Here is a 20696-nt window from a genome sequence, read left to right as displayed (position 1 = left end):
ATAAGGAGTTGCAGTATGTCGTGGGCCTATCTCAGGCAATTTCCCCCGCTGGTCTGGATCGTGATCCTGGGCACCTTCATGGTGCGCACCAGCTTCTTCATGGTCTGGCCCTTCCTCTCCATCCTGCTCTATCGCGATTATGCGCTCTCGGCGACCCTGATCGGCCTCATCCTGGGGGCCACTGCGGCCCTCTCGACCCTGGTGAGCTTCTATGGTGGCTGGCTGTCGGACAAGTGGGGGCGGCGCAACATACTGCTGTTCGGCTGCCTGGTCTCTGCGCTCAGCTTCGGCCTGCTTGGCCTCTCCCACCAAGTCGCCTGGCTGGCACTCGGGGTGATTGGCAGCGGCCTCTCCTACGGACTCATCGACTCACCGGGCAAGGCGCTGATGGCCGACAGCCTGGCCGAACCCAAGGCCCGCGAACTGGCGCTGCACCTGCGCTATTTTCTACTCAATCTGGGGGCGGCCATTGGTCCCCTGATTGGGGTCACCTATGGCCTGAGTGCGCGCCAGGAGACCTTCCTGCTGCTTGGCATCAGCTATCTGCTGCTCGGAGTCACCTTCTTCATCGGTTTTAGGTTGGCCCGTTGCCGGGCTGGCAGCACGGCCGGTCCCGGCATGCGCGCCGTGCTGAGGGTGCTGGCCCGGGATCGTGGCTTCTTGCTGCTGACCCTGGCCAACGTGTTGCTGATGCTGGTCTACGCCCAGTTCGAGTCGCCGCTTATCCAATATTTGACCCGGGCGGGTACACCGGAGGTGGAGCGGCTCATCGGCCTGCTGGTGACCGCCAATGCGCTGACCATAGTGATACTGCAGTTCCCGCTGCTGCACCTGACCGCAAGTTGGCGGATCAAGCACAGGTTGCAGCTCGGGGTCGCCCTCTTTCTCGGCGCCCAGCTGCTGTTTGCCTTGGGCGATACCGCCATCTGGTGGCACTGGTTGGTGGCTGTGGTGCTGCTGAGCGTGGGGGAGTGCATCCTGTTCCCGCTGCTCAATGTCTTGATCGATCAGATGGCACCGGCACACCTCAAAGGCAGTTACTTCGGCGCGGCCTCCATGTCTGGCATGGGGGTCGCCATAGGTGCCCTGCTCGGGGGCTGGATGATCGCAAACTGGGGCGGTGGCTGGCTCTACGGGCTGATGGCCCTGCTCTGCCTCGCCATCCTGGCGCTCTATGAGTGGGGCACCCGCATGCCGCGCCCGACCGAGCTGCAGTCGGTGCCCGCCCGCGAATAGCTGAGGCCCCATCAGACCGCATGAAAAAGGCCGGGATCCCAGATCCCGGCCTTTACTCATCTGGATGCTTTACAGGGTGAAGCGGAGGGTGAGCTGCTGCAGGTGGCTGGTCAGCTGACTCAGCTCGGTGCAGGCCTGAGCGGTGTGTTGTGCCCCCTTGGCATTCTCATCCGAGACATTGTGAATGTTCACTATGTTGTGGTTGAGCTCGGCGGTGACCGAATTCTGTTGCTCGGTAGCGCTGGCAATCTGAGTGTTCATGTCGGTGATCCGGGTGACCGCTTCATGGATCCTGGCAATGCTCTGGCCCGCATCCTGCGCCAGTTCGACGCTGGTCTGCATCTGGGCATGGCTGCTGTGCATGGCCTGGCCCGCCAGCGCTGCACGGCTCTGCAGGCTCTCTATCATCTTATGGATCTCGGCGGTGGAGTCCTGGGTGCGTCTGGCCAGGGTACGAACCTCATCGGCGACCACGGCAAAGCCTCGGCCCTGTTCGCCGGCACGGGCGGCTTCAATGGCGGCATTGAGTGCCAGCAGGTTGGTCTGATCGGCGATGCTGCGGATCACATCCAGTACCAGGCCGATATTGGCGCTCTCCTGCTCGAGTTGTTGCACTACCTGACCTGCCTCACCCATCTTGCCCGCGACCTGCTCGATACTGCCGATGGCGCTCTGTACCACCGCCTGGCCTGCCATGGAAGCCTGGGAGGCATGCTGGGCGGCGTTGGCGGCATCAGTGGTGTTGCGGGACACCTCGAACACAGTGCTCTGCATCTCGTTCATGGCAGTTGCCACCTGGGTTATCTCGCCTTGTTGCTGGCGTATCCCCAGGGCGGACTGTTCGGAGATGGCGCTCACTTCGCCTACCGAGGTGCTGAGCTGGCTGACCGAGGTGGCGATCTCGTTGACCAGATCGCTGAGCCCCTCCTTCATCTGGCGCACCGACAGGGCCAGCTCGCCGATTTCATCCCGATTGAGCTTGCCTGCATCGATGTAATCGCACAGCTCGCCTCGGCCCAGATAACCGCCGGCAACCAGTTTGGCCTGCTTGGCCAACAGCACGATGGGATCGCGGATCTGGCGGGTCAGCAGGGTGGCGAAGACGATGACCAGTAGGATGGCGAGGAGCAGGGTGAGGAGGAGGACGGTGCGGGCACTCTCGTAGGTGCTCTGGGACTCATCACGGCCGAGCTTGGCATAGTAGCGGTTCTGGGCAATCAACCCTTCGACCGCATCATGGAGCGCGACATAGGTCGGGGCGCCTGCCAGGAACTGCTCCGTACCCGCGGCGTGTTCCCCCCGGGCCAGTTGTGCCATGACGGCATCGTGCAATGCCAGATAGCGCTGCCAGTTGGCGCTGACTGCCTGATAGCGGCGTGTCTCTTCGGCATCGAACAGCGTCTTGCCATACTGGTCCAGCAGTCCCGTGATCTTGCTTATTTCGCTGCGCATCTGGTTGCCGTACTCCGCCTGACGGGCTGGGTTCTCATCGACCAGCAGGTAGCTCAGTTCGAAGCGACGCAAGTTGGCTACCGTCTGCCCCATGTCATTGACGCGATTGATGCTGGGAATGATGGCATCGGTCAGCTCGAGTGAGCGACTGTTGATGCGGTCAAATTGCAACAGAGAGAAGCCGCCGATGGCGACCATCATCAGGCCGAAGGTCGCGAAGGCGACGCTCAGCTTCTTACCAATATTCATGTTCATCAATGACATCGCTGTTCCGGAACGGTAGGCAGAAAGACTCGACCCAGGGTCGAGGGAGTAAGGTTTCGCTTATTCATCCCGAAATAGCCAAACGGCCGCCTGAGGCGACCGGTTCATTTTTATTGTCAGTGCAGGGCCAGGCTTGTGTAACGGATGCCATTGGCCAAAAAAATCGCCCTGTTGGGCATGGGAACAGGGGGTTCCATAGGCCTCAAAGGGCTGCAAAGGCTGGGCACTTTATGTACGGGAAGGGGGGAAGTCAAGGCTTGTTGCGCATGAAACCACACAGCGAAATGATTATTGATTAGTCACTATTGGCTTGTTTTTTGACCGCGCAGTGTCAAGGGGTCAAGGCAGGCTAGCTCAGGGGTAAGTGATGACTCACCCCTGGCAATCTAGAAGGTCAGTACCTTGTCGGCGGCCACTGTCCATTGGGCCAGGGTCGGCAGGCGGTCGATGCGGATCCCTTCGATAAGCGGCAGGGTGCCAATGCCGCGGGCATCACAACAGCTCTGGCACAATCGCACCTCGGCCCCTTGCACCAGCAAGATGTCCAGCATCTGACGCAGGTGATAGCCCTCGGCCGGGGCCTGACTGGCGATGGCGGCCCCCACCGCATCCGACAAGAGAAACAGCCTGAGGCTGGCCCCCTCTTCCTGCAGTGCCAAGCCGAGGCGCAGGGCGTTGAACAGGGACTCGCTGCCATAGGGGGCACCGCTGGCGATGATCAGTATCTGTTGGCTCATGGAGACTCCTGATGACAAAGCCCCATTGTAGATCGCCCTGATGATCCCCATCATGATGTTGCGCAAACCGTGTCGCACCACTTTCGTGCAGTCTTGACCTGCGAGGTGCCCTTGAGGTCAGATGAGCATCATTTAAAAGGTGGTGAATGAGCAGTGTGCTTGAAGTTGGATGAGCATCATTCACGGAACGACGGTGAACGAGAGGTGGAAAATGAACAAGAGGATAGCCGTGCTGGCATTGGGGTTCTGGCTGGCGGGACCTGTGGTGGCGGCCCCTGCGGTGGGGTGTGCTGCCAAGCGTGATGCCCTGGTCTCGGCTCTGAGCGAGGCTCGCGCCCATGACAACGATCGCCAGGTCGCTGGCTTGCAGGAGGCGCTCAATAATGTCGAGGCTTATTGTGACGATGGCGCTTTGCTCAAAGAGAGTGACAGCAAGCTGGCCGAGTTGAAAGACAAGGTCGACGAACGGCTCAGTGAGCTGCAGAGTGCCCGGGTAGAGGGCAAGCCGGACAAGATCGCCAAGAAGCAGACCAAGCTCGATGAGGCTCAGGCCAAATACCAGCAGGAGCAGATCCACAATGGAGCCTTGCGTGCCCTGGTCGATAGCAAGAGTAAGTGAACACTGACTGCCTCCTGGCTCCGCTGACGCCTTGCTCAGAGTAGGGGACTTCTATGTGTATGCGGATGGCTCTATTCGGTGCGATGACAGCGTCGTGGCTGGGATGGCCGCGAGGCGGGCCAGCCATGATGGTGGCGGATAACAGTGAGGCCGGGCATTGCCCGGCCTCACTGTTTGCCCATCTCTGGCCAGTCAGCTGCGATGGAGCTTCACAAACTTCTCCATCAACTGCGCTTCGCTCTCCACCCGCTGGGGATCCCAGATGATGCAGTCGATGGGGCAGACGCTGATGCAGGTGGGCTTCTCATAGTGGCCGACGCATTCGGTGCACAAGTCTGGATTGATCTCGTAGATGGCCTCACCCAGGCTGATGGCCTGGTTCGGACACTCGGGATCGCACATGTCACAGTTGATGCACTTGTCGGTGATGAGCAGCGCCATCTCAGGCTGCCGTATGGGGGTTGCGGCTGTCCTGACGATCGCCCAGGTTGCGCAGCAGTATCCCGTGGCTGATGTCGATCTCCTGGGGAACCGGCACATAGACGATGTGACCGTTGCCCGGCGCGGTGTCGACCAGCTCGCCCTTGCGGTTTTGCATCTGCTCCAGATTGAAGCTGAGGTTGCCCTGGGGGGTCATCAACTCCAGGCTGTTGCCGACCAGGAACTTGTTCTTCACGTCCACTTCCACCATGTCGCCATTGCGACCGGTGATCTCGCCGACGAACTGCTGGGTGTCGGAGATGGAGTAGCCATAGTCATAGTTCTGGTACTCGCTGTGGTTGTGGCGGCGCAGGAAGCCCTCGGTGTAGCCACGGTGGGCCAGGTTCTCCAGGGTGCCCATCAGGGTCGGATCGAAGGGACGACCGGCGACGGCATCGTCGATGGCCTTGCGATAGACCTGAGCGGTACGGGCGCAATAGTAGAAGGACTTGGTGCGGCCTTCGATCTTCAGGGAGTGGACCCCCATCCTGGTCAGGCGCTCGACGTGCTCGACGGCGCGCAAGTCCTTGGAGTTCATGATGTAGGTGCCGTGCTCGTCCTCGAACGCCGTCATGTACTCGCCGGGGCGGTTGGCCTCTTCCAGCAGTACCAGCGCATCGCTCGGCTTGCCGAGTCCCAGGGTGTTGTCCGGGCGCACCGCAATGGGCTCCTGGCGGTGCACTATCTGACCCACCTCATTCTCCTTGCCTTCGTGAACCTTGTAGTCCCAGCGGCAGGAGTTGGTGCAGGTACCCTGGTTGGGGTCGCGTTTGTTGATGTAGCCAGAGAGCAGGCAGCGGCCGGAGTAGGCCATGCACAGGGCGCCGTGCACGAAGACTTCCAGCTCCATCTCCGGCACCTGCATGCGGATCTCTTCGATCTCGTCCAGGGAGAGTTCGCGGGAGAGGATGACGCGAGTCAGGCCCATTTGATGCCAGAACTTTACCGTGGCCCAGTTGACCGCATTGGCCTGCACCGACAGGTGAATGGGCATGTGGGGGAAGGCTTCGCGCATCATCATGATGAGACCGGGATCTGACATGATGATGGCGTCCGGTCCCATCTCGATCACCGGGCGCATGTCGCGCACGAAGGTCTTGAGCTTGGAGTTGTGGGGCTGGATGTTGGCCACCACATAGAACTGCTTGCCGAGGGCGTGGGCTTCGTTGATGCCCAGGCGCAAGTTGTCGTGGTCGAACTCGTTGTTACGCACCCGCAGGCTGTAGCGCGGCTGGCCGGCATAGACGGCATCGGCGCCATAGGCGAAGGCGTAACGCATATTTTTGAGGGTCCCGGCGGGGGAGAGCAATTCTGGTCTGAACATGATTATCTCGCTGGTCTGATTGCAAATCAGGGCGACGCCACCGAGTGGCATCGCAATAAGGATGACGGCACAGCGCTGCACCCTCTGGAGGGTTAAGGCCATGACATCCCAATAAGGGTGCGAGATTGTACTCTTGCCGCTCCCCGGGCGCAATTAACCCGGGTAGGTGAAGGAGAGAGGATTGTCTTGTCGGTGTCAGTGAGCCGCGTTACTGCGGGGGGCTGACCAACAGAGTGGTGGGGCGCATGGTCGGGGCCTGAGGGTGCAGGGCCAGGCTCAACCAGTGCCAATCAAGGGGAGGGCTGTTCTGTTTGAAGCGCTGCAACGGCTGGCCATTACGCACGGTCAGAAACAGGGTGCTCGACAGGCCGATGCGGTTGCGATAACGCACCATGAGTTCGCCGCTGTAGCGACTGATATGGATCTGCAACTGCTCCAGGCTCAGGCCTGAGTGATAACCCTGTTCATCCCACACTTCCAGCATGATGCGCCTGCCTTGCGAATATCAGGGCTTACTATCCGGGCAGTTTACATAACGGGCAATTGTCAGATCTGACAGGGACAGAAAGCGAAAACCCGGCGCTAGGCCGGGTTTTCTTGAATGATGGTGGAGGGAGAAGGATTCGAACCTTCGAAGGCAGAGCCGTCAGATTTACAGTCTGATCCCTTTGGCCACTCGGGAACCCCTCCACAGGGATATTAAAAGCCACTTATTTCAGGAAGATGGTGGAGGGAGAAGGATTCGAACCTTCGAAGGCAGAGCCGTCAGATTTACAGTCTGATCCCTTTGGCCACTCGGGAACCCCTCCACGGGGTATTTTCCTGATTGTACTATCTCATCACACTTGAATGGTGGAGGGAGAAGGATTCGAACCTTCGAAGGCAGAGCCGTCAGATTTACAGTCTGATCCCTTTGGCCACTCGGGAACCCCTCCTCAAGTGCGAGGCGCATACTAACAGATCCCACGGCTTTGTGAACCCCAAACTTGCAATCAATGTAGAAAAATATGCGAGTCGCTCATTTTTTGATATTGGTCGTTCAAAATTCAATCTTTTCATAGGCTTCAGAACAAAAATAACACAGCTAACCGGGCCGGAAGTCGAGGCTGTCGCCTTGTCATCTCGGCTGACAGTCATTGTTGGTAGTGTTTTATGCTGGTTTACTCTCTTTGTTCTGTGAATGTGATGGCGGATGGGTTTGGGTGTGGACTTTGCTGCTACCTGATCTTAATCTCGCCATGTTATCTAACTGTTACATGGAACGTGATCCTATGCAGCCTCTCGATGTCGCCGTCCTGCGCGGCCAGTTTCCTGCCCTCAACCAGTTGATCGATGGCAAATCCCCACTCTTCTTCGACGGCCCAGGGGGTGCCCAGGTTCCCCATCGTGTCTTGGGGGCCATGACCGACTATCTGGGGCGCTTCAACGCCAATCTGGGGGGGACCTTCTTCTCGGGCCGGGAGACGGAGCAACAGGCGTTGCGTGCCCGCAAGGCCGCGGCCACCCTGCTCGGTGCCGACAGCTGGCAGGAGATAGTGTTTGGCGCCAACTTCACCAGCCTCACCTTCGCCTTCAGCCGTGCCCTGGCCCGTGAGTGGCAGGCGGGGGATGAGATAGTCGTCAGCGCCCTGGATCACTACTCCAATGTCTCCAGCTGGCAGCAGGCGGCCGAGGATCGCGGCGCCATCGTCCATCAGGTGCGGGTGGATACCGCCAGCGGCGGCCTCGACATGGATCATCTGCTGAGCCTGCTTGGCCCGCGTACCCGGCTGGTGGCCGTGACCGCCGCTTCCAATACCACGGGAACTCTGGTGGACATTCCCGCCATCGCCGATGCGGTACACCAGGCTGGTGCCCTGCTCTATGTGGATGCGGTGCACTTTGCGCCCCATGAGCGCATCGATGTGCAAGCCTGGGATTGCGACTTCCTCGGCTGCTCGGCCTACAAGTTCTTCGGTCCGCACTTGGGGATCCTCTATGGCAAGCATCGCCATCTGGAGCGATTGACCCCCTACAAGGTGGAACCGGCCAAGAACGTCTCGCCCTATAAGTGGGAGACGGGCACCCAGAGCTGGGAGGCCTTGGCCGGGCTGGAGGCGACCATTGACTACCTGGCCTCCCTCTCTGGTCTGGAGGCGGAGGAGGCTTCCCTGGAAGAGCGGCTCGATCTCGCCTTTGCCCGCAGCCAGGGGCATGAACAGCAGCTCAGCGAGCAGATATTGGCCAAGCTGGCGGAGCGTCCCTGGTTGAGCCTGCATGGTATCCACGGCGCGCAGGGGCGAACGCCCACCTTCGCCCTCACCTCGAGTCGCCACACGCCGGCCGAGATGGCGGTCTATCTGGGGGAGCATCAGGTATGCAGCTGGGCGGGGCACTTCTATGCCCTGGGATTGATCGCGGCCCTGGGGGTCGGTGAGGCAGGGGTACTGCGCATCGGCTGCATGCACTACAACACCCATGCCGAAATAGACAGGTTGTTCAGTCTGCTCGATGCCATGCCGGCGGCGTAACGCGGCAGTCAGCGATGCCACGCCATCAGACCCCGCTGCCGGTTCGCCACAGCGGGGTCTCTCATTTGGCAATAATCTGGTGGATCTGATCGAGAGGGACGATATGGCGGGCTGCGCCGAGCTTGATCGCCTCCTTGGGCATGCCGAATACCACGCAGGAGGCCTCATCCTGGGCATAGGTGATGGCCCCCGCCTCCTGCATCTCCTTGAGGCCGCGGGCACCATCATCTCCCATGCCGGTCATGATGATGCCGGTGGCATTCTTGCCAGCGTATTTGGCCACTGAGCGAAACAGCACATCGACCGAGGGGCGATGGCGATTGATCAAAGGGCCATCCATGACGTCCACATGGTAGTAGGCGCCGCTGCGCTTGAGCAGCATGTGTTTGCCACCCGGCGCGATCAGGGCCAGCCCCGGGATCACCCTGTCATTGTGTCTGGCCTCACGCACTTCTATCTGGCACAGGCCGTTGAGCCGTTCGGCGAAGGAGGCGGTGAACTTCTCCGGCATGTGCTGCACGATGACGATGCCGGGGCTGACCCTGGGCAAGGCGGTGAGTACCAGCTCCAGGGCCTGGGTGCCGCCGGTGGAGGTACCCATGGCGACGATGCGCTCCGTGGTCTGTGCCAGGGCCTGGCCGCCCGCCGGTAGCCAGGCATCAACGCTGATCTTGGCGGGCACGGCCAGCGGTGCCTTGCGCAACTGTTTGACATTGGCCATGGCCGCGGCCCGTACCGCCATGGCGAGATCCTGGGCGGACTCTTGCAGAAAGTCTTTGAGGCCTATGGTCGGCTTGGTGATGATATCCACCGCACCGGCCGCCATGGCCTGCAAGGTGGTCTCGGCGCCGCGCGCGGTGAGGGAGGAGCAGATAACGACCGGGGTCGGTCGCTCGGTCATTATCTTCTGCAGGAAGGTGATGCCATCCATGCGCGGCATCTCCACGTCGAGCACTATCACGTCCGGCCAGGCCCGCTTGAGTTTTTCTAGGGCAAAGAGGGGATCCGAGGCGGTGGCGATGACACTGATATCCGGCTCACGCTCCAGCACGCTCTGCAATACCTGCCTGACCACGGCGGAGTCATCGACCAGCATGACGGTGATCTGTTTCATCTCTCTCTCCTCATTCGCATAACGTGGCCGCTAGCGGGGCGGCTTCCGCAGGTTCAGCGCTGTTGTGGCCTCATTGGCCGGTGCGGCGACGCTCATCGACCCGCTCCGGATCCCGTATCAACGGACTGTGCCTGACCCAGACATGGCCGGTATTGAGCTCGAAGACAAGCGCCCTGTGGCCTGTGCCGCCCAGATCGTGGGCGCTGACCTCGAGGCCCTGAGCACGGACCAGCGCCCAGGCGGCCGCCACATTCTGGCTGGCGATATCCGGGGCATGACGTCCCCCCAACTGGGGGAACATGTTGCCGCCGCCAAACAGCTTGACCACATATTCCCCGGGGGCTGAGCCCGCTTTGGCAACCCCTTGCAGCAAGATGGCCAGCGCCTCATCCGCATACTTGCCATTGAGCGAGTCAGGCCTCTGCCGTGCCATCTGCCTCTGGCTCAGCGGTCGATCGCGATGGCGCCGACTCGGCAGCATGAAGTGGCACATGCCGCCCCAGTGGTGGCGTGGGTGCCAGAGTGTCAGGCTGACACAGGAGCCGAGCTGGGTGCGCATCACCATAGGCTCCCGGCTAAACAGGGCCTCGCCGGGTTGCAGAGTCACCTCTCTCATGGGGCTCAGGGTTTGCGATAGATGGAAGGGGAGACCAGCTGCAGGCCAGTCTGGAGGCCATGCAGACTCTCGGCGTGGCTGATGATGAGATAGCCCCCCTGACGCAGCAGGGGAAGCAGGCGGGCGAGCACTTGCTCCTTGGTCTCCCGGTTGAAGTAGATCATCACGTTGCGGATGAAGATGAGGTCGAACTGGCCGAGATCCGGCAGCGGCTTGTTGAGGTTGACCTGGCTGAAATGCACCCTCTCCTTGAGCTTGCGGTCGATGAGGAAGGTGCCCTCTTGCTGACCTATGCCCTTGAGGCAGTATTTCATCAGGTAGGCGGTCGGTATGTTGTGGGCCCGCTCTATGGCATAGAGGCCAGCCTTGGCCTGGGCCAGAACCCGGGAGCTGATATCGGAGGCGATGATCTCCCAGGGGGCCGCGGCGCGGCGCTCTGCCAGGGTCATGGCGAGGCTGTAGGCCTCTTCCCCCGAGGAGCTGGCCGCGCTCCAGATCCGCAGCGCACGCTCCCGCGGGAAGTGGGGCACTATCTGCTCGCTCAGGAATTCGAAATGTTTGGGTTCGCGAAAGAAGTAGGTCTCATTGGTGGTCAGCAAGTCCAGGGCCAGTTGCAGCTCCAGCTTGGCCGAATCGCCCATGATGAGGTGAAAGTAATCCCCAAAACTCGGCAACTGGTAGTGGGAGAGCCGTTTGGCCAGCCGACTGCTGACCAGTGTCTTCTTGGCAGGGGAGAGATCGATGCCGGTGGCTTGATGCAGCCAGCGCTGAAATTGGCTGAATTCCTGATCGCTCAGGGCGGCATGTTCCAGCAAGTTCGCCTTCCTTGTGTGGTGTATCCGGTCGCTGACCGGAGCGAGCGGGAAGCCTTGGCTCCCCGCCCTCCTGGCTCAACGGCGCATCAGAAGCGCACAAAATCACCGTCGCTCTGACTTTTGCCATGAGCGGCCGAGATCTCCTGCGGCGATCCCTCCTGATTGAGGAAGCGGCCGCGGCTGTTTCCTCGTGGGGTCGGCACCTTGAGTTCGGTCACCGTCCTGTGCTGCGCCAGGGTGAAGAAGCCCATGGATTGTTGCAGCTGTTCGGCCTGGCCGCTCATCTCCTCCGCGGTGGCGGCCAGCTCCTCACTGCTGGATGCGTTCTGCTGGGTCACCTGGCTGAGCTGGCTCATGGCCTTGTTGATCTGGCTGACCCCGGTGGATTGTTCCGCCGAGGCGGCACTGATCTCCTGCACCAGATCCGAGGTTCGGTTGATGGAGGGCACGATTTGATCGAGCAACTCTCCCGCGCGCTCTGCCATGTCGACACTGCTGGAGGCCAGCTCGCCAATCTCCTGGGCCGCGACCTGGCTGCGTTCTGCCAGCTTGCGTACCTCGGCCGCCACCACGGCAAATCCCTTGCCATGATCGCCAGCCCGGGCTGCTTCTATGGCCGCGTTGAGTGCCAGCAGGTTCGTCTGGTAGGCGATGTCATCGATGATGCTGATGCGTTTGGCTATCTGCTTCATGGCATCCACCGTCTGCTTGACCGCGCCGCCCCCTTCTATCGCCTCCTTGGCGGCCTTGCTTGCCATGCCATCGGTGACCTGGGCGTTCTCGGTATTCTGGTTGATGCTGGCGCTCATCTGCTCGATGGAGGCGCTGGTCTCCTCCATGCTCGAGGCCTGTTCACTGCTCGATTGGCTGATGCTCTGGGCGGTGGCGCTGACCTGTTCCGAGGCACTGGACAGGTTGTCCGAGGCGCTGCGCACCTCTGTGACTATGGTGGTGAGGGCCGTGATGGTCTGGTTCAGGGCATCCTTGGTGGTGCCAAAGACACCGGGGTAGTTCGCCTCGACCTTTTGGGTCAGATCCCCTTCGGCCAGGGCCTGAACCACCCGGATCACGTCCTTGAGGCTGGTGTCGATGACCTCGGCAATCTTGTTAATGCCTTCCCCCAAGTTCTTGAAGAAGCCAGCCTTGTCACCGAGGGCCATGCGTTTGCTCAGCTCGCCATCGATGACGGCTTGCACAATGTCGGATACCTCCCGTTCGACGGCGACCTCCTTGGTGCGGTCGTCCCACTCCACCACTGAACCGAGTCGCTCGCCCGCATCGCTGAACACAGGGTTGGCGACCAGGGAGAAGGTGCGCCCGCCGAGCTGGATCTGGGTGCGATAGGTGTTGGCCAATTTGGCCAGCATGCCGCGCTGGTGGCTGGGGTTTTTGTGGAAGGTATCTATGTTACTGCCCATCAGCTGGCTGGTGTTGAAGTGGGGCAGCTCTGTCTTGATATCGCGCTCGGCCTCGGCCAGCATGACCTTGACCGACTCGTTCATGTAGATGATGTCGAGGTCGTTGTCGGCGATCATGACGTTGGTGGTGGCGCAGTCCAGCGCCTTCTTGACCCTCATGCTCTCGTCGGATGCCTGCTTGGCCGCGGCGTTGGCGGCCTTGACCTCCAACTCGATGGCGACCTCCTTGGTGCGATCGTTCCACTCAACCACGGTGCCGAGCCGTTCACCACTATCGCTGAACACAGGGTTGGCGACCAGGGCGAAGGTGCGCCCGCCGAGCAGTATCTGAGCGCGGTGAGTACTGGCGAGTTTGGCCAGCATGGTGCGCTGGTGGCTCGGATTCTTGTGGAAGATGTCGATGTTTTTACCCATCAACTGACTGGCGTTGAAGTGGGGCAGATCGGTCTTGATGTCCGGCTCGGCGTCGAGCAGCATGGTGCCGACCGCTTCGTTCATATAGATGATGTCGAGGTTGTTGTCGGCGATCATCACGTTGGTGGTGGCGCAGTCCAGCGCCTTCTTCACCCTCAGGCTCTCCTCGGATGCCAGCTTGGCGGCGGTGTTGGCGGCCTTGATCTCGTTCTCGATGGCGACCTCTTTGGTGAGATCGTTCCACTCCACTACTGTGCCGAGTCGATCGCCTTCATTGTTGACGACGGGACTGGCGATGAGGGAGAAGATGCGACCACCCAGGGCTATCTGGGTGCGGTAGGTTTTGTCGAGCTTGGCCAGCATGGCCCGCTGGTGGGAAGGATTCTTGTGAAAGCTGTCGATGTTCTTGCCCATCAGTTGCTTGACATCAAAGGCGGTCAGCTCCTTCTTGATGTCGCTTTCGGCCAGGCTGAGCATCTCCTTGATCGCCTCGTTCATGTAGATGATGTTGAGGTCTGTGTCGGCGATCATCAGGTTGGTCGTGGCACCGTCGAGGGCCTTGCGCACCCGGAAGTTTTCGGTATGAAGCTGTTGACTGGTCTGGGCCTCGGCCAGGTTGTTGCGCACCGTCTGGCCGAGGCGATCGAGCAGAAGATTGAACTCCTGGCAGAGCTCCAGCAAGGGGCCACCGAGCCCGGTGAGGGGCAAGGGCTGCTCGAACTGGCCACTGGCTGCGGCCAGGTTGATGGCCCTGACATCGCCCAGGGTCTGGGTTAACTGGGACAACAGCTGGGGGTGATCGTCGTTGTTGCCAAACAGCTTGCCGAAAAATGATTGAGTCATGAGCCTTATCCTTGTGCTGACACTCAGGTGATAGAAGTTGGGTACCTTACTATTGGGTCACTGCCATGGCCGCGTCCGGGCGATGGGATAGATCGTGAAGTTGCGCCATCTCGTCGATGGAGAGCACCTTTTGGGTGTTGAGCAAGATGACGAATCTGCCATTGACCTTGCCCATGCCGCTGATGAAGTCGGCGCGGATCTTGGCGCCGAAGCTGGGGGGCGGCTCTATCTCGTTGCGCGGTATGGTGAGCACCTCGGAGACGGCATCTACCACCACCCCAATGTCCTGGGTCTCCCCCTGATGTTCTCCCTCCTGGCTCAAGACCTCTATGATGACGATGCAACTGCGGCGGGTGATGGTCGAGGCGATATTGCCGAAGCGGGCATTGAGATCGACCACGGACACGACGGCGCCGCGCAGGTTGATGACACCACGAATAAAGTCGGGCATCAGGGGGATGGGGGTGATGTTGCCGTATTCGAGGATCTCCTTGACCCCGAGTATGTTGATGGCAAACATCTCGCCGTTGATGACGAAGGTGAGGTACTGGGCATCTCCCTGGGCCACGGAGGGCAGCAGGGGAGAGGCAAGGGTCAGTGCAGTGGATGGATTCATGGGGCCTCCGGTCAGAAACGAATAAAGTCGGCGTCATCCACCGGGCTCTTGTGACCCGTGGGTGCGCTCTGGGGTGGGGTCAGAAAGTGGCCTCGGGGTTGGGCGGTTTTGACTCTGATTTGACTGGCACCCACGCTGCGGGCGGGGGCGCTTGCCAGGGTGAAGAAGTCCATGGTCTGTTGCAGATCCCCGGCTTGGCTACTCATCTCTTCGGCCGTGGCGGCCAGCTCCTCGCTGCTGGCCGCGTTCTGCTGGGTTACCTGATTGAGCTGGTTCATCGCCTGGCTTATCTGGGTCACTGCGCCCGCCTGTTCGCCGGAGGCGGCACTGATCTCCTGTACCAGATCCGAGGTCTTGCGAATGGAGGGGACTATCCGTACCAGCAGCTCGCCAGCCAGCTCGGCCTGTTCCACACTGCTGCTCGACAGCTCGCTAATTTCCTGAGCGGCGACCTGGCTGCGTTCGGCCAGCTTGCGCACCTCGGCGGCCACCACGGCAAAACCTTTACCATGTTCGCCCGCCCTGGCCGCTTCGATGGCCGCGTTGAGGGCCAACAGATTCGTCTGGTAGGCGATGTCATCTATGATGCTCACCTTGCGCGCTATCTGCTGCATGGCGGTCACGGTTTGTTGCACAGAGGCACCGCCTTCTCCCGCCTCCCGGGCCGCCTGACCGGCCATGGCATCCGTCTGGCGGGCGTTGTCCGTGTTCTGGTTGATGCTGGCACTCATCTGCTCGACGGCCGCGCTGGTTTGCTCGACGCTGGCCGCCTGCTCGCTGGTGGCCTGACTCAGGGATTGGGCCGTGACACTGACCTGATTGGAGGCATTGCTCAGGTTGTCGGTGGCGCTGCGTACCTCGTCGATGATGTTGGTGAGGGCTGTGATGGTGTCGTTGAGACCATCCTTGGTGCGACCGAACACGCCCGGATAGGGCTGTTCTATGCGCTGGGTCAGGTCTCCCTTGGCCAAGGCAGTGGCGATGCGCATCACATCTCCCAGGATGGTATCCGTCACCTCGGAGAGGCGATTGAGCAGCTCGCTCAGTCGCTTCACATACCCCTGACGCTGTTCCAGGCTGATACGGTAGCTGAAGTCGCCCTGCTCCACGGCGGCACTCACCTGCTGCTCTATGTCGTTGATGAGGGCCCCCAGCTTGTCGACCATGTATTGCATGGCCTCAAGCAGCTGCCCCGCCTCGTCGCGGGAGTGGATCTCCAGCTTGACGTCAAGATCCCCCTCGGCCAACTGACGGGCGGCTTTGAGTGCCTGATTGATGGGGCCTGTGATGCTGCGAATGAGGCGCAGGCCAAACCAGATGGCCACCATCAGCCCCAGGACTATGCCCACTACCACAGTGGGCAGCAGGCTGTGATAAGCGGATTGAGCCCGTTCAAATTCGGCCTTGGCAACCTCAAGTTGCAGATTGACCAGCTCGGTTACCTTGCTGCTGATGGGATCTATGGTCCCATAGAGGCGGCCATCGAACTCATCCAGTGTCCCCGTTACCAGGCCATGCTGGGTCGCCAGGCGGTGGGTGAGCAAATTGAGATCCCGGTTTGCCGCCTCGAACAGGTTGATGGTCTGGGCCGATAGCCGCTGTTCATCTTCGGTGAGACGGGTTGCCTGATAGGTTTGCCATACCTGTTCAATCTGCTGCTGGGCATCGTTAAGCTCCTTGAGTGCCACCTCGGCACTGATGAGGCCCGCATTTGCCTTGTTGACGTTATCGATGATGGCGACGGCGTACAGATCCGATATCTCCTTGAGTTGCTTGAGGGGCACGACCCTGTCCTGATAGACCCGCAGCAGGCCCTGATTGCCGTGGTGCATGCCGTACAGGCCCAGGCTGCTCAGCAGCAATAGCAACGCGCAGAGCGCGCCGAGCAGCAGAAAGAGGCGGGTCTTGATGGTGGCATCCTTGAACATGGCTTGCTCCTATTCAGTTGATACTCGATGGGGACGGAACATGCCCCGCGCCCTGATGGCCCAGCTGATGCAACTCCCGCTGGATGGCCGACTGCATCAAGGCGGGGATATCCAGGATCAGGGCGATGTCGCCCCCTCCGAGGATGGAGGAGCCGCTGATGCCGCGCAGATGGTTGAACAGTTTGCCGAGGGGCTTGATGACGGTTTGCAGCTCCCCCAGCAGTTCGTCCACCACCAGTCCGGATTTTTGACCGCCATGGCTCACTACCACTATGTTTTCCCGTCGTCCCGGCTGGCTCTGGATGTCGAAATGCTGTTGCAGACGAACGAAGGGCAGTACCTCGCCGCGCAGGTTGATGTAGTCGCGTCCCAGGGTGTCTTGCAGTGCATCCTCGGTCAGCTCGACACACTCGATCACCATGTCCAGGGGGATGACGTAGTGAGCGCTGCCAACCCGCACCAGGAAGCCGTCTATGATGGCCAGGGTCAGGGGCAGGCGGATCCGGACCAGGGTGCCCTTGCCGGCTTCGCTATGCAGTTCGACGCTGCCACGCAGCGCCTGAATGTTGCGTTTGACCACATCCATGCCGACCCCGCGCCCGGACAAATTGGTGACTGCCTCGGCGGTGGAAAAACCCGGCTCGAAGATGAGCTGGTAGATATCCTGCTCGCTGAGCTGTTGCCCCGGGACAATGATGTCGCGTTCCAGGGCTTTCTTGAGGATCCGCTCCTTGTCGAGCCCGGCGCCATCGTCCTGGATCTCGAGGACTATGCTGCCGGAGTCATGAAAGGCGTTGAGGGTGAGGATGCCCTGGTTCGGCTTGCCAGCCTGCTGACGGCGCTCGGCCGATTCGATGCCGTGATCCATGGCATTGCGCACCAGGTGCATCAAGGGATCGCCAATCTTCTCCACCACCGACTTGTCGAGTTCGGTATCGGCCCCCGAGATGCGCAGGGTGATCTCTTTGCCAAGTTCCTGGCTCACGTCCCGTACCACCCGCTGGAAACGGTTGAAGGTCTCGCCTATGGGCACCATGCGCAGGTGCAGGGCGCCGTCGCGGATCTCCTCGACCAGCATGGCGATGACAGAGGTCGCCTCCAGCAACTGACTGTCGCGGGAACGCTGGGCCAGCAAATTGGCACCCGAGCTTGCCACCACCAACTCGCCGACCAGGTTGATGAGGTCATCCAGTTTGTCGGCGTGTACCCGCACGAAGCGCTGCTCCTTGCCCTGGCTCTGTTTCCTGAGGGCGGCATCGACCACCACCTCGTCCACGGCGCCCTGGGAGATGAGGATCTCGCCGAGCCGGGCATGAGGGATCTGCCCATGGCGATCCTGCAGGCGCAGGGCCGCCTCCAGTTCGAGCTGGGTGAGGGCCCCTGTCTTGACCAGCAACTGGCCCAGCATCTCGTTGTCTTCCGGCAGCGCCTCGATCAGCGCCAGGTACTCTGCCAGTTTGCTGTGGGGAGGCAGTATCAGGATCTGGCAGTCGTCGCGCACGAATTCGAACACCTCGCTGATGCTCTCCTTGCTGGCGGTGGAGTCGAAGTCGATCTCGTAACCGAGATAGCAGTTCTCGGGGTCGAACCCTTGCCAGTCGGGCAGGGCCATGGTGATGGTCTCTATCGAGACTATTTCCCCCAGCGTGGCGAGGTAGCGCAGAAACGAGGTGGGCTCCATGCCGTGTTTGAACACCTCTTGTCCAAAACGCAGGGAGATATGCCACAGCCCGGTCATGGCCTGCGGACCCTGGTCTTGCCGCTCGACGGGGCTGGGCTGGCTCCTGGGGAGCATTGCCAGGGGGGCTATATCATCCTGCTGATAGATCTGCAGGCGCTCACGCAGCGCCCCATCCTGGGCAAGCTCGGCCGGCCCAGGTTCATCCCCCTGCTCGACCACGATATTGACCAGCAGATTGATGTGATCGCAGCTCTCCAGCAGCAGCTTGATCAGCTCGGCAGAGATGGCGAGCCGGTGATTGCGCACCTGATCGAGTATGTCCTCGACGATGTGGGTAAAGCCTATGATGGGGGCCAGCCCGAACAGGCCAGCCGAACCCTTGATGGTGTGGGCGGCCCGGAATACGGCACCGATCAGTTCGTCATCGTCCGGGGTCGACTCCAGGCGCAGCAGGGAAGATTCCATCTCTTCCAGCAACTCCCGTGCCTCGACAAGGTAGGTTTGTAGCGCCTGATCCAGATCCATGCTCGGGCTCCTTGTCGGTCTAGTCGTTGAGGGTGTAGCGCAGCAGAGTGGGATCGCCGAAGAAGCCGGAGAGGTTGCACAGCTCTATGGCATCGAGCACGGCCTGACTGTGAAACAGCAGATGCAGGCTACGCCCCTTGGCTTGGGACGCTTGCTTGGCGGCGATCAGCAGTTGCAGGCCGGCGCTGTCTATTTCGCTGACACCGGACAGGTCCATCTCAATCTCTTGCGGCTGCTCCAGCCATTCGCTCATCTGTTCCTTGAGTTCGCGGGCATGGTAGATGGTCATTTCTCCTTCCAGTTTCATGGCGATCTTGTCTGACATTCGTTCGGCATGTAGCGGCATAGGCACCTCTGACTAAGGCATGATGAGTTTGGCGACGGCGGCCAACATCTGCTCCGGTTGGAACGGCTTGACGACCCAGGCCTTGGCCCCGGCTGCCTGCCCTTCCTGCTTCTTGCTGTCCTGGGATTCGGTGGTCAGCATGATGATGGGAGTGAACTTGTAGCTGGGCAGCTTCTTGGCCTCCTTGACGAAGCTGATCCCGTCCATATTCGGCATATTGACGTCACTGATGATGAGGTTGATCTTCTTGCCATCGAGTTTGCGCAAGGCATCCCGACCATCGCAGGCATCGATGACATCGTAGCCAGCGGTTTTGAGAGTCATGCCGACAACCTGACGAATGGTGGCCGAGTCATCCACGATCAAGATGGTTTTTCCCATGCTTAGCTCCTAAAAAAAGGTGATGTCAGTGTCTGTTTTCTGTGCGGCGGCGTGCTTGCCATGGTGGATATTGCGCTGTTCGTCGGTGGCATAGGAGAGCTCCATGTCCGACAGCCAGCGCTCGGCATCGATGGCGAGCCGTTCATGGGCTGGAGCCTGTTTCGCTGCAATGAGGTGGTCAGACAGGCTCTCCATGTTCTGGCGAACATGGCTGAGGATCTGGCTGACCCTGTCCTGGAACTGGAGAGAGACGATGACGTCAGATATCTCGGCATGGATGCCGCTGCTCTCGTGTTGCAAGAGGGCCGCAGACTCGGCCAGGCTGGCGGTGGCACTGCGAAAGCGGGCCAACACTTGCTCTATGGATTGCTCCGAGTTCGCAACGGACTCGTGATCCTTGGTTGCCGCCAACTCGGCTATCTGGAGCACCTGACCAATGCCGGTGTTGATGGTATCGACCTTGCCGGACATCTTCTTGGCCGTCTCACTCGACAAATGCGACAGGGTGCGCACCTCACCGGCAACCACGGCGAAGCCGCGGCCCGCCTCGCCGGCCCGGGCCGCTTCGATAGCCGCATTGAGGGCGAGCAGATTGGTCTGGGACGCTATTTTGGCCACATCCAGGGCCATGGCATTGAGCTCCTGGGTATAGGCGGTGAGCCCCTTGATCTCCGCCAGCATGGCGTCCCTGTTCTGCTGGGCCCTGTGCATGCTGGCCAGCACGGCATTGAGCTGTTGCTGACTCTCGGTCAGCACGGCGGCCATGCCTTGCGAGTTTTCACCGGCCAGGTCCCCGGCTGCGTGATGGGACGCGGCGACCGCCTCTTCGAGCTTGGTGGAGATGCCGACGAAGCGTTCGGTGAGGCTGATCATGGCTCCCTCACTCTGCTGGCGGGAGTTCTCGATCTGCTTGGTCCAAATGGGGACGGCCTGTTCGCAGACCTGCTCCAGTCCAGCCAGGGCAGGCGCCACCACAGGTTGCAGGTTCTCAGGGGCAGGTTGCTGTGCGCTGGTCTGGTGGCGACTGAGCCAGATGCCAAAGATCAGAGCCGATGCCAGGTTGAGGGCCAGATAGGGATAAGGTATCCCCTGGGCCTGGATACAGAGCAGGATCCCGTTGATCACTGCCATGGTGAGCAGCCAGAAGAGGGGCGCCCGACCGGGGAAGATAGCGTTTTGTTTTGCCATACGTGAGCTCATCCGTGAACACGAGGGGAGCAACCGGTACTTATTTAAGGGCTGGGAAGCACAAGCAAAGGCCATTAATAATCGATTGCTCAGTAATGGTAGCTCAAAAAGAAAAAAGGCAAGGGATCAGCAAGATAAAGCGTGGAGAGGGGATGAACCGGGGGAGGGGTGAGGCAGAGGATGGCACTG

General features: G+C 60.5%; 18 protein-coding genes and 3 tRNA genes. 3 read left to right on the top strand and 18 right to left on the bottom strand.

The window, feature by feature from the left end; all coding sequences use genetic code 11:
• Window positions 1–15: 15 nt before the first annotated feature.
• Entirely contained in the window at window positions 16–1236 is a 1221-nt protein-coding gene (locus tag M2367_RS09200; RefSeq protein WP_042041332.1) for an MFS transporter, read from the top strand.
• A gap of 69 nt (window positions 1237–1305) precedes the next feature.
• Here the strand turns inward: M2367_RS09200 and M2367_RS09195 are convergent, their stop codons facing one another.
• Window positions 1306–2952 carry a methyl-accepting chemotaxis protein gene (locus tag M2367_RS09195; RefSeq protein ID WP_042041334.1) on the bottom strand — a complete coding sequence of 549 codons (1647 nt, stop codon included), beginning with the start codon at window positions 2950–2952 and terminating at the stop codon, window positions 1306–1308.
• Between the two features lie 386 nt (window positions 2953–3338).
• Window positions 3339–3689: a DsrE/DsrF/TusD sulfur relay family protein gene (locus M2367_RS09190; protein ID WP_042041335.1), complete on the bottom strand. Its 351-nt coding sequence runs from the start codon at window positions 3687–3689 to the stop codon at window positions 3339–3341.
• Between the two features lie 211 nt (window positions 3690–3900).
• Between M2367_RS09190 and M2367_RS09185 the strand changes: the two genes are divergently transcribed.
• A complete protein-coding gene (locus M2367_RS09185; protein WP_259236513.1) occupies window positions 3901–4308 on the top strand; it encodes a DUF1090 domain-containing protein in 408 nt (135 codons plus the stop codon).
• Between the two features lie 192 nt (window positions 4309–4500).
• On the opposite strand, the gene M2367_RS09180 is transcribed toward M2367_RS09185, so the two are convergent.
• The 6 genes from M2367_RS09180 to M2367_RS09155 all read right to left on the bottom strand — a co-directional run bounded on the left by M2367_RS09180 (window position 4501) and on the right by M2367_RS09155 (window position 7047).
• The gene (locus M2367_RS09180; protein ID WP_042041337.1) at window positions 4501–4749 is read right to left on the bottom strand and encodes a YfhL family 4Fe-4S dicluster ferredoxin; all 249 of its coding nucleotides are present in this window, start codon (window positions 4747–4749) and stop codon (window positions 4501–4503) included.
• 1 nt (window position 4750) lies between these two features.
• Window positions 4751–6112, bottom strand: a complete 1362-nt coding sequence (gene yegQ / locus M2367_RS09175; protein ID WP_259236511.1) for a tRNA 5-hydroxyuridine modification protein YegQ — start codon at window positions 6110–6112, stop codon at window positions 4751–4753.
• Between the two features lie 208 nt (window positions 6113–6320).
• Window positions 6321–6596 carry a hypothetical protein gene (locus tag M2367_RS09170; RefSeq protein ID WP_259236510.1) on the bottom strand — a complete coding sequence of 92 codons (276 nt, stop codon included), beginning with the start codon at window positions 6594–6596 and terminating at the stop codon, window positions 6321–6323.
• A gap of 121 nt (window positions 6597–6717) precedes the next feature.
• Window positions 6718–6802, bottom strand: a tRNA-Tyr gene (locus M2367_RS09165).
• A 34-nt stretch (window positions 6803–6836) separates the two neighbouring features.
• A tRNA-Tyr gene (locus M2367_RS09160) sits at window positions 6837–6921 on the bottom strand.
• Between the two features lie 41 nt (window positions 6922–6962).
• Window positions 6963–7047: transfer RNA gene (locus M2367_RS09155), tRNA-Tyr, on the bottom strand.
• A gap of 336 nt (window positions 7048–7383) precedes the next feature.
• On the opposite strand from M2367_RS09155, the gene M2367_RS09150 reads away from it, so the two are divergent.
• Window positions 7384–8622 carry a cysteine desulfurase-like protein gene (locus tag M2367_RS09150; RefSeq protein WP_259236509.1) on the top strand — a complete coding sequence of 413 codons (1239 nt, stop codon included), beginning with the start codon at window positions 7384–7386 and terminating at the stop codon, window positions 8620–8622.
• A 61-nt stretch (window positions 8623–8683) separates the two neighbouring features.
• On the opposite strand, the gene M2367_RS09145 is transcribed toward M2367_RS09150, so the two are convergent.
• From M2367_RS09145 to M2367_RS09100, 10 genes are all read right to left on the bottom strand, one after another.
• Window positions 8684–9736, bottom strand: a complete 1053-nt coding sequence (locus tag M2367_RS09145; protein WP_042041340.1) for a chemotaxis response regulator protein-glutamate methylesterase — start codon at window positions 9734–9736, stop codon at window positions 8684–8686.
• A gap of 70 nt (window positions 9737–9806) precedes the next feature.
• A complete protein-coding gene (locus tag M2367_RS09140; protein WP_259236508.1) occupies window positions 9807–10352 on the bottom strand; it encodes a chemotaxis protein CheD in 546 nt (181 codons plus the stop codon).
• 5 nt (window positions 10353–10357) lie between these two features.
• Window positions 10358–11167, bottom strand: coding sequence for a protein-glutamate O-methyltransferase CheR (locus M2367_RS09135; RefSeq protein ID WP_042041344.1), 810 nt, complete (start codon window positions 11165–11167; stop codon window positions 10358–10360).
• A gap of 86 nt (window positions 11168–11253) precedes the next feature.
• Entirely contained in the window at window positions 11254–13842 is a 2589-nt protein-coding gene (locus tag M2367_RS09130; protein ID WP_310504061.1) for a methyl-accepting chemotaxis protein, read from the bottom strand.
• A 49-nt stretch (window positions 13843–13891) separates the two neighbouring features.
• A complete protein-coding gene (locus tag M2367_RS09125; RefSeq protein WP_042041345.1) occupies window positions 13892–14458 on the bottom strand; it encodes a chemotaxis protein CheW in 567 nt (188 codons plus the stop codon).
• 11 nt (window positions 14459–14469) lie between these two features.
• Window positions 14470–16386: a methyl-accepting chemotaxis protein gene (locus M2367_RS09120; RefSeq protein ID WP_259236507.1), complete on the bottom strand. Its 1917-nt coding sequence runs from the start codon at window positions 16384–16386 to the stop codon at window positions 14470–14472.
• Between the two features lie 13 nt (window positions 16387–16399).
• On the bottom strand, window positions 16400–18592 hold the full coding sequence (locus tag M2367_RS09115) for a chemotaxis protein CheA (protein ID WP_259236506.1): 2193 nt from the start codon (window positions 18590–18592) through the stop codon (window positions 16400–16402).
• A 19-nt stretch (window positions 18593–18611) separates the two neighbouring features.
• On the bottom strand, window positions 18612–18917 hold the full coding sequence (locus M2367_RS09110; RefSeq protein WP_259236505.1) for a lipid asymmetry maintenance protein MlaB: 306 nt from the start codon (window positions 18915–18917) through the stop codon (window positions 18612–18614).
• Window positions 18918–18950: 33 nt separating this feature from the next.
• The gene (locus M2367_RS09105) at window positions 18951–19319 is read right to left on the bottom strand and encodes a response regulator (protein ID WP_042041350.1); all 369 of its coding nucleotides are present in this window, start codon (window positions 19317–19319) and stop codon (window positions 18951–18953) included.
• Between the two features lie 9 nt (window positions 19320–19328).
• A complete protein-coding gene (locus M2367_RS09100) occupies window positions 19329–20507 on the bottom strand; it encodes a methyl-accepting chemotaxis protein (RefSeq protein WP_259236504.1) in 1179 nt (392 codons plus the stop codon).
• Window positions 20508–20696 lie beyond the last annotated feature (189 nt).

This window comes from Aeromonas sp. BIGb0445 (assembly GCF_024809075.1).
Taxonomy (GTDB): Bacteria; Pseudomonadota; Gammaproteobacteria; order Enterobacterales; family Aeromonadaceae; genus Aeromonas; species Aeromonas rivuli.
Note: the sequence above shows the minus strand (reverse complement) of the source record. Positions and strands in the feature narration are given on the sequence as shown.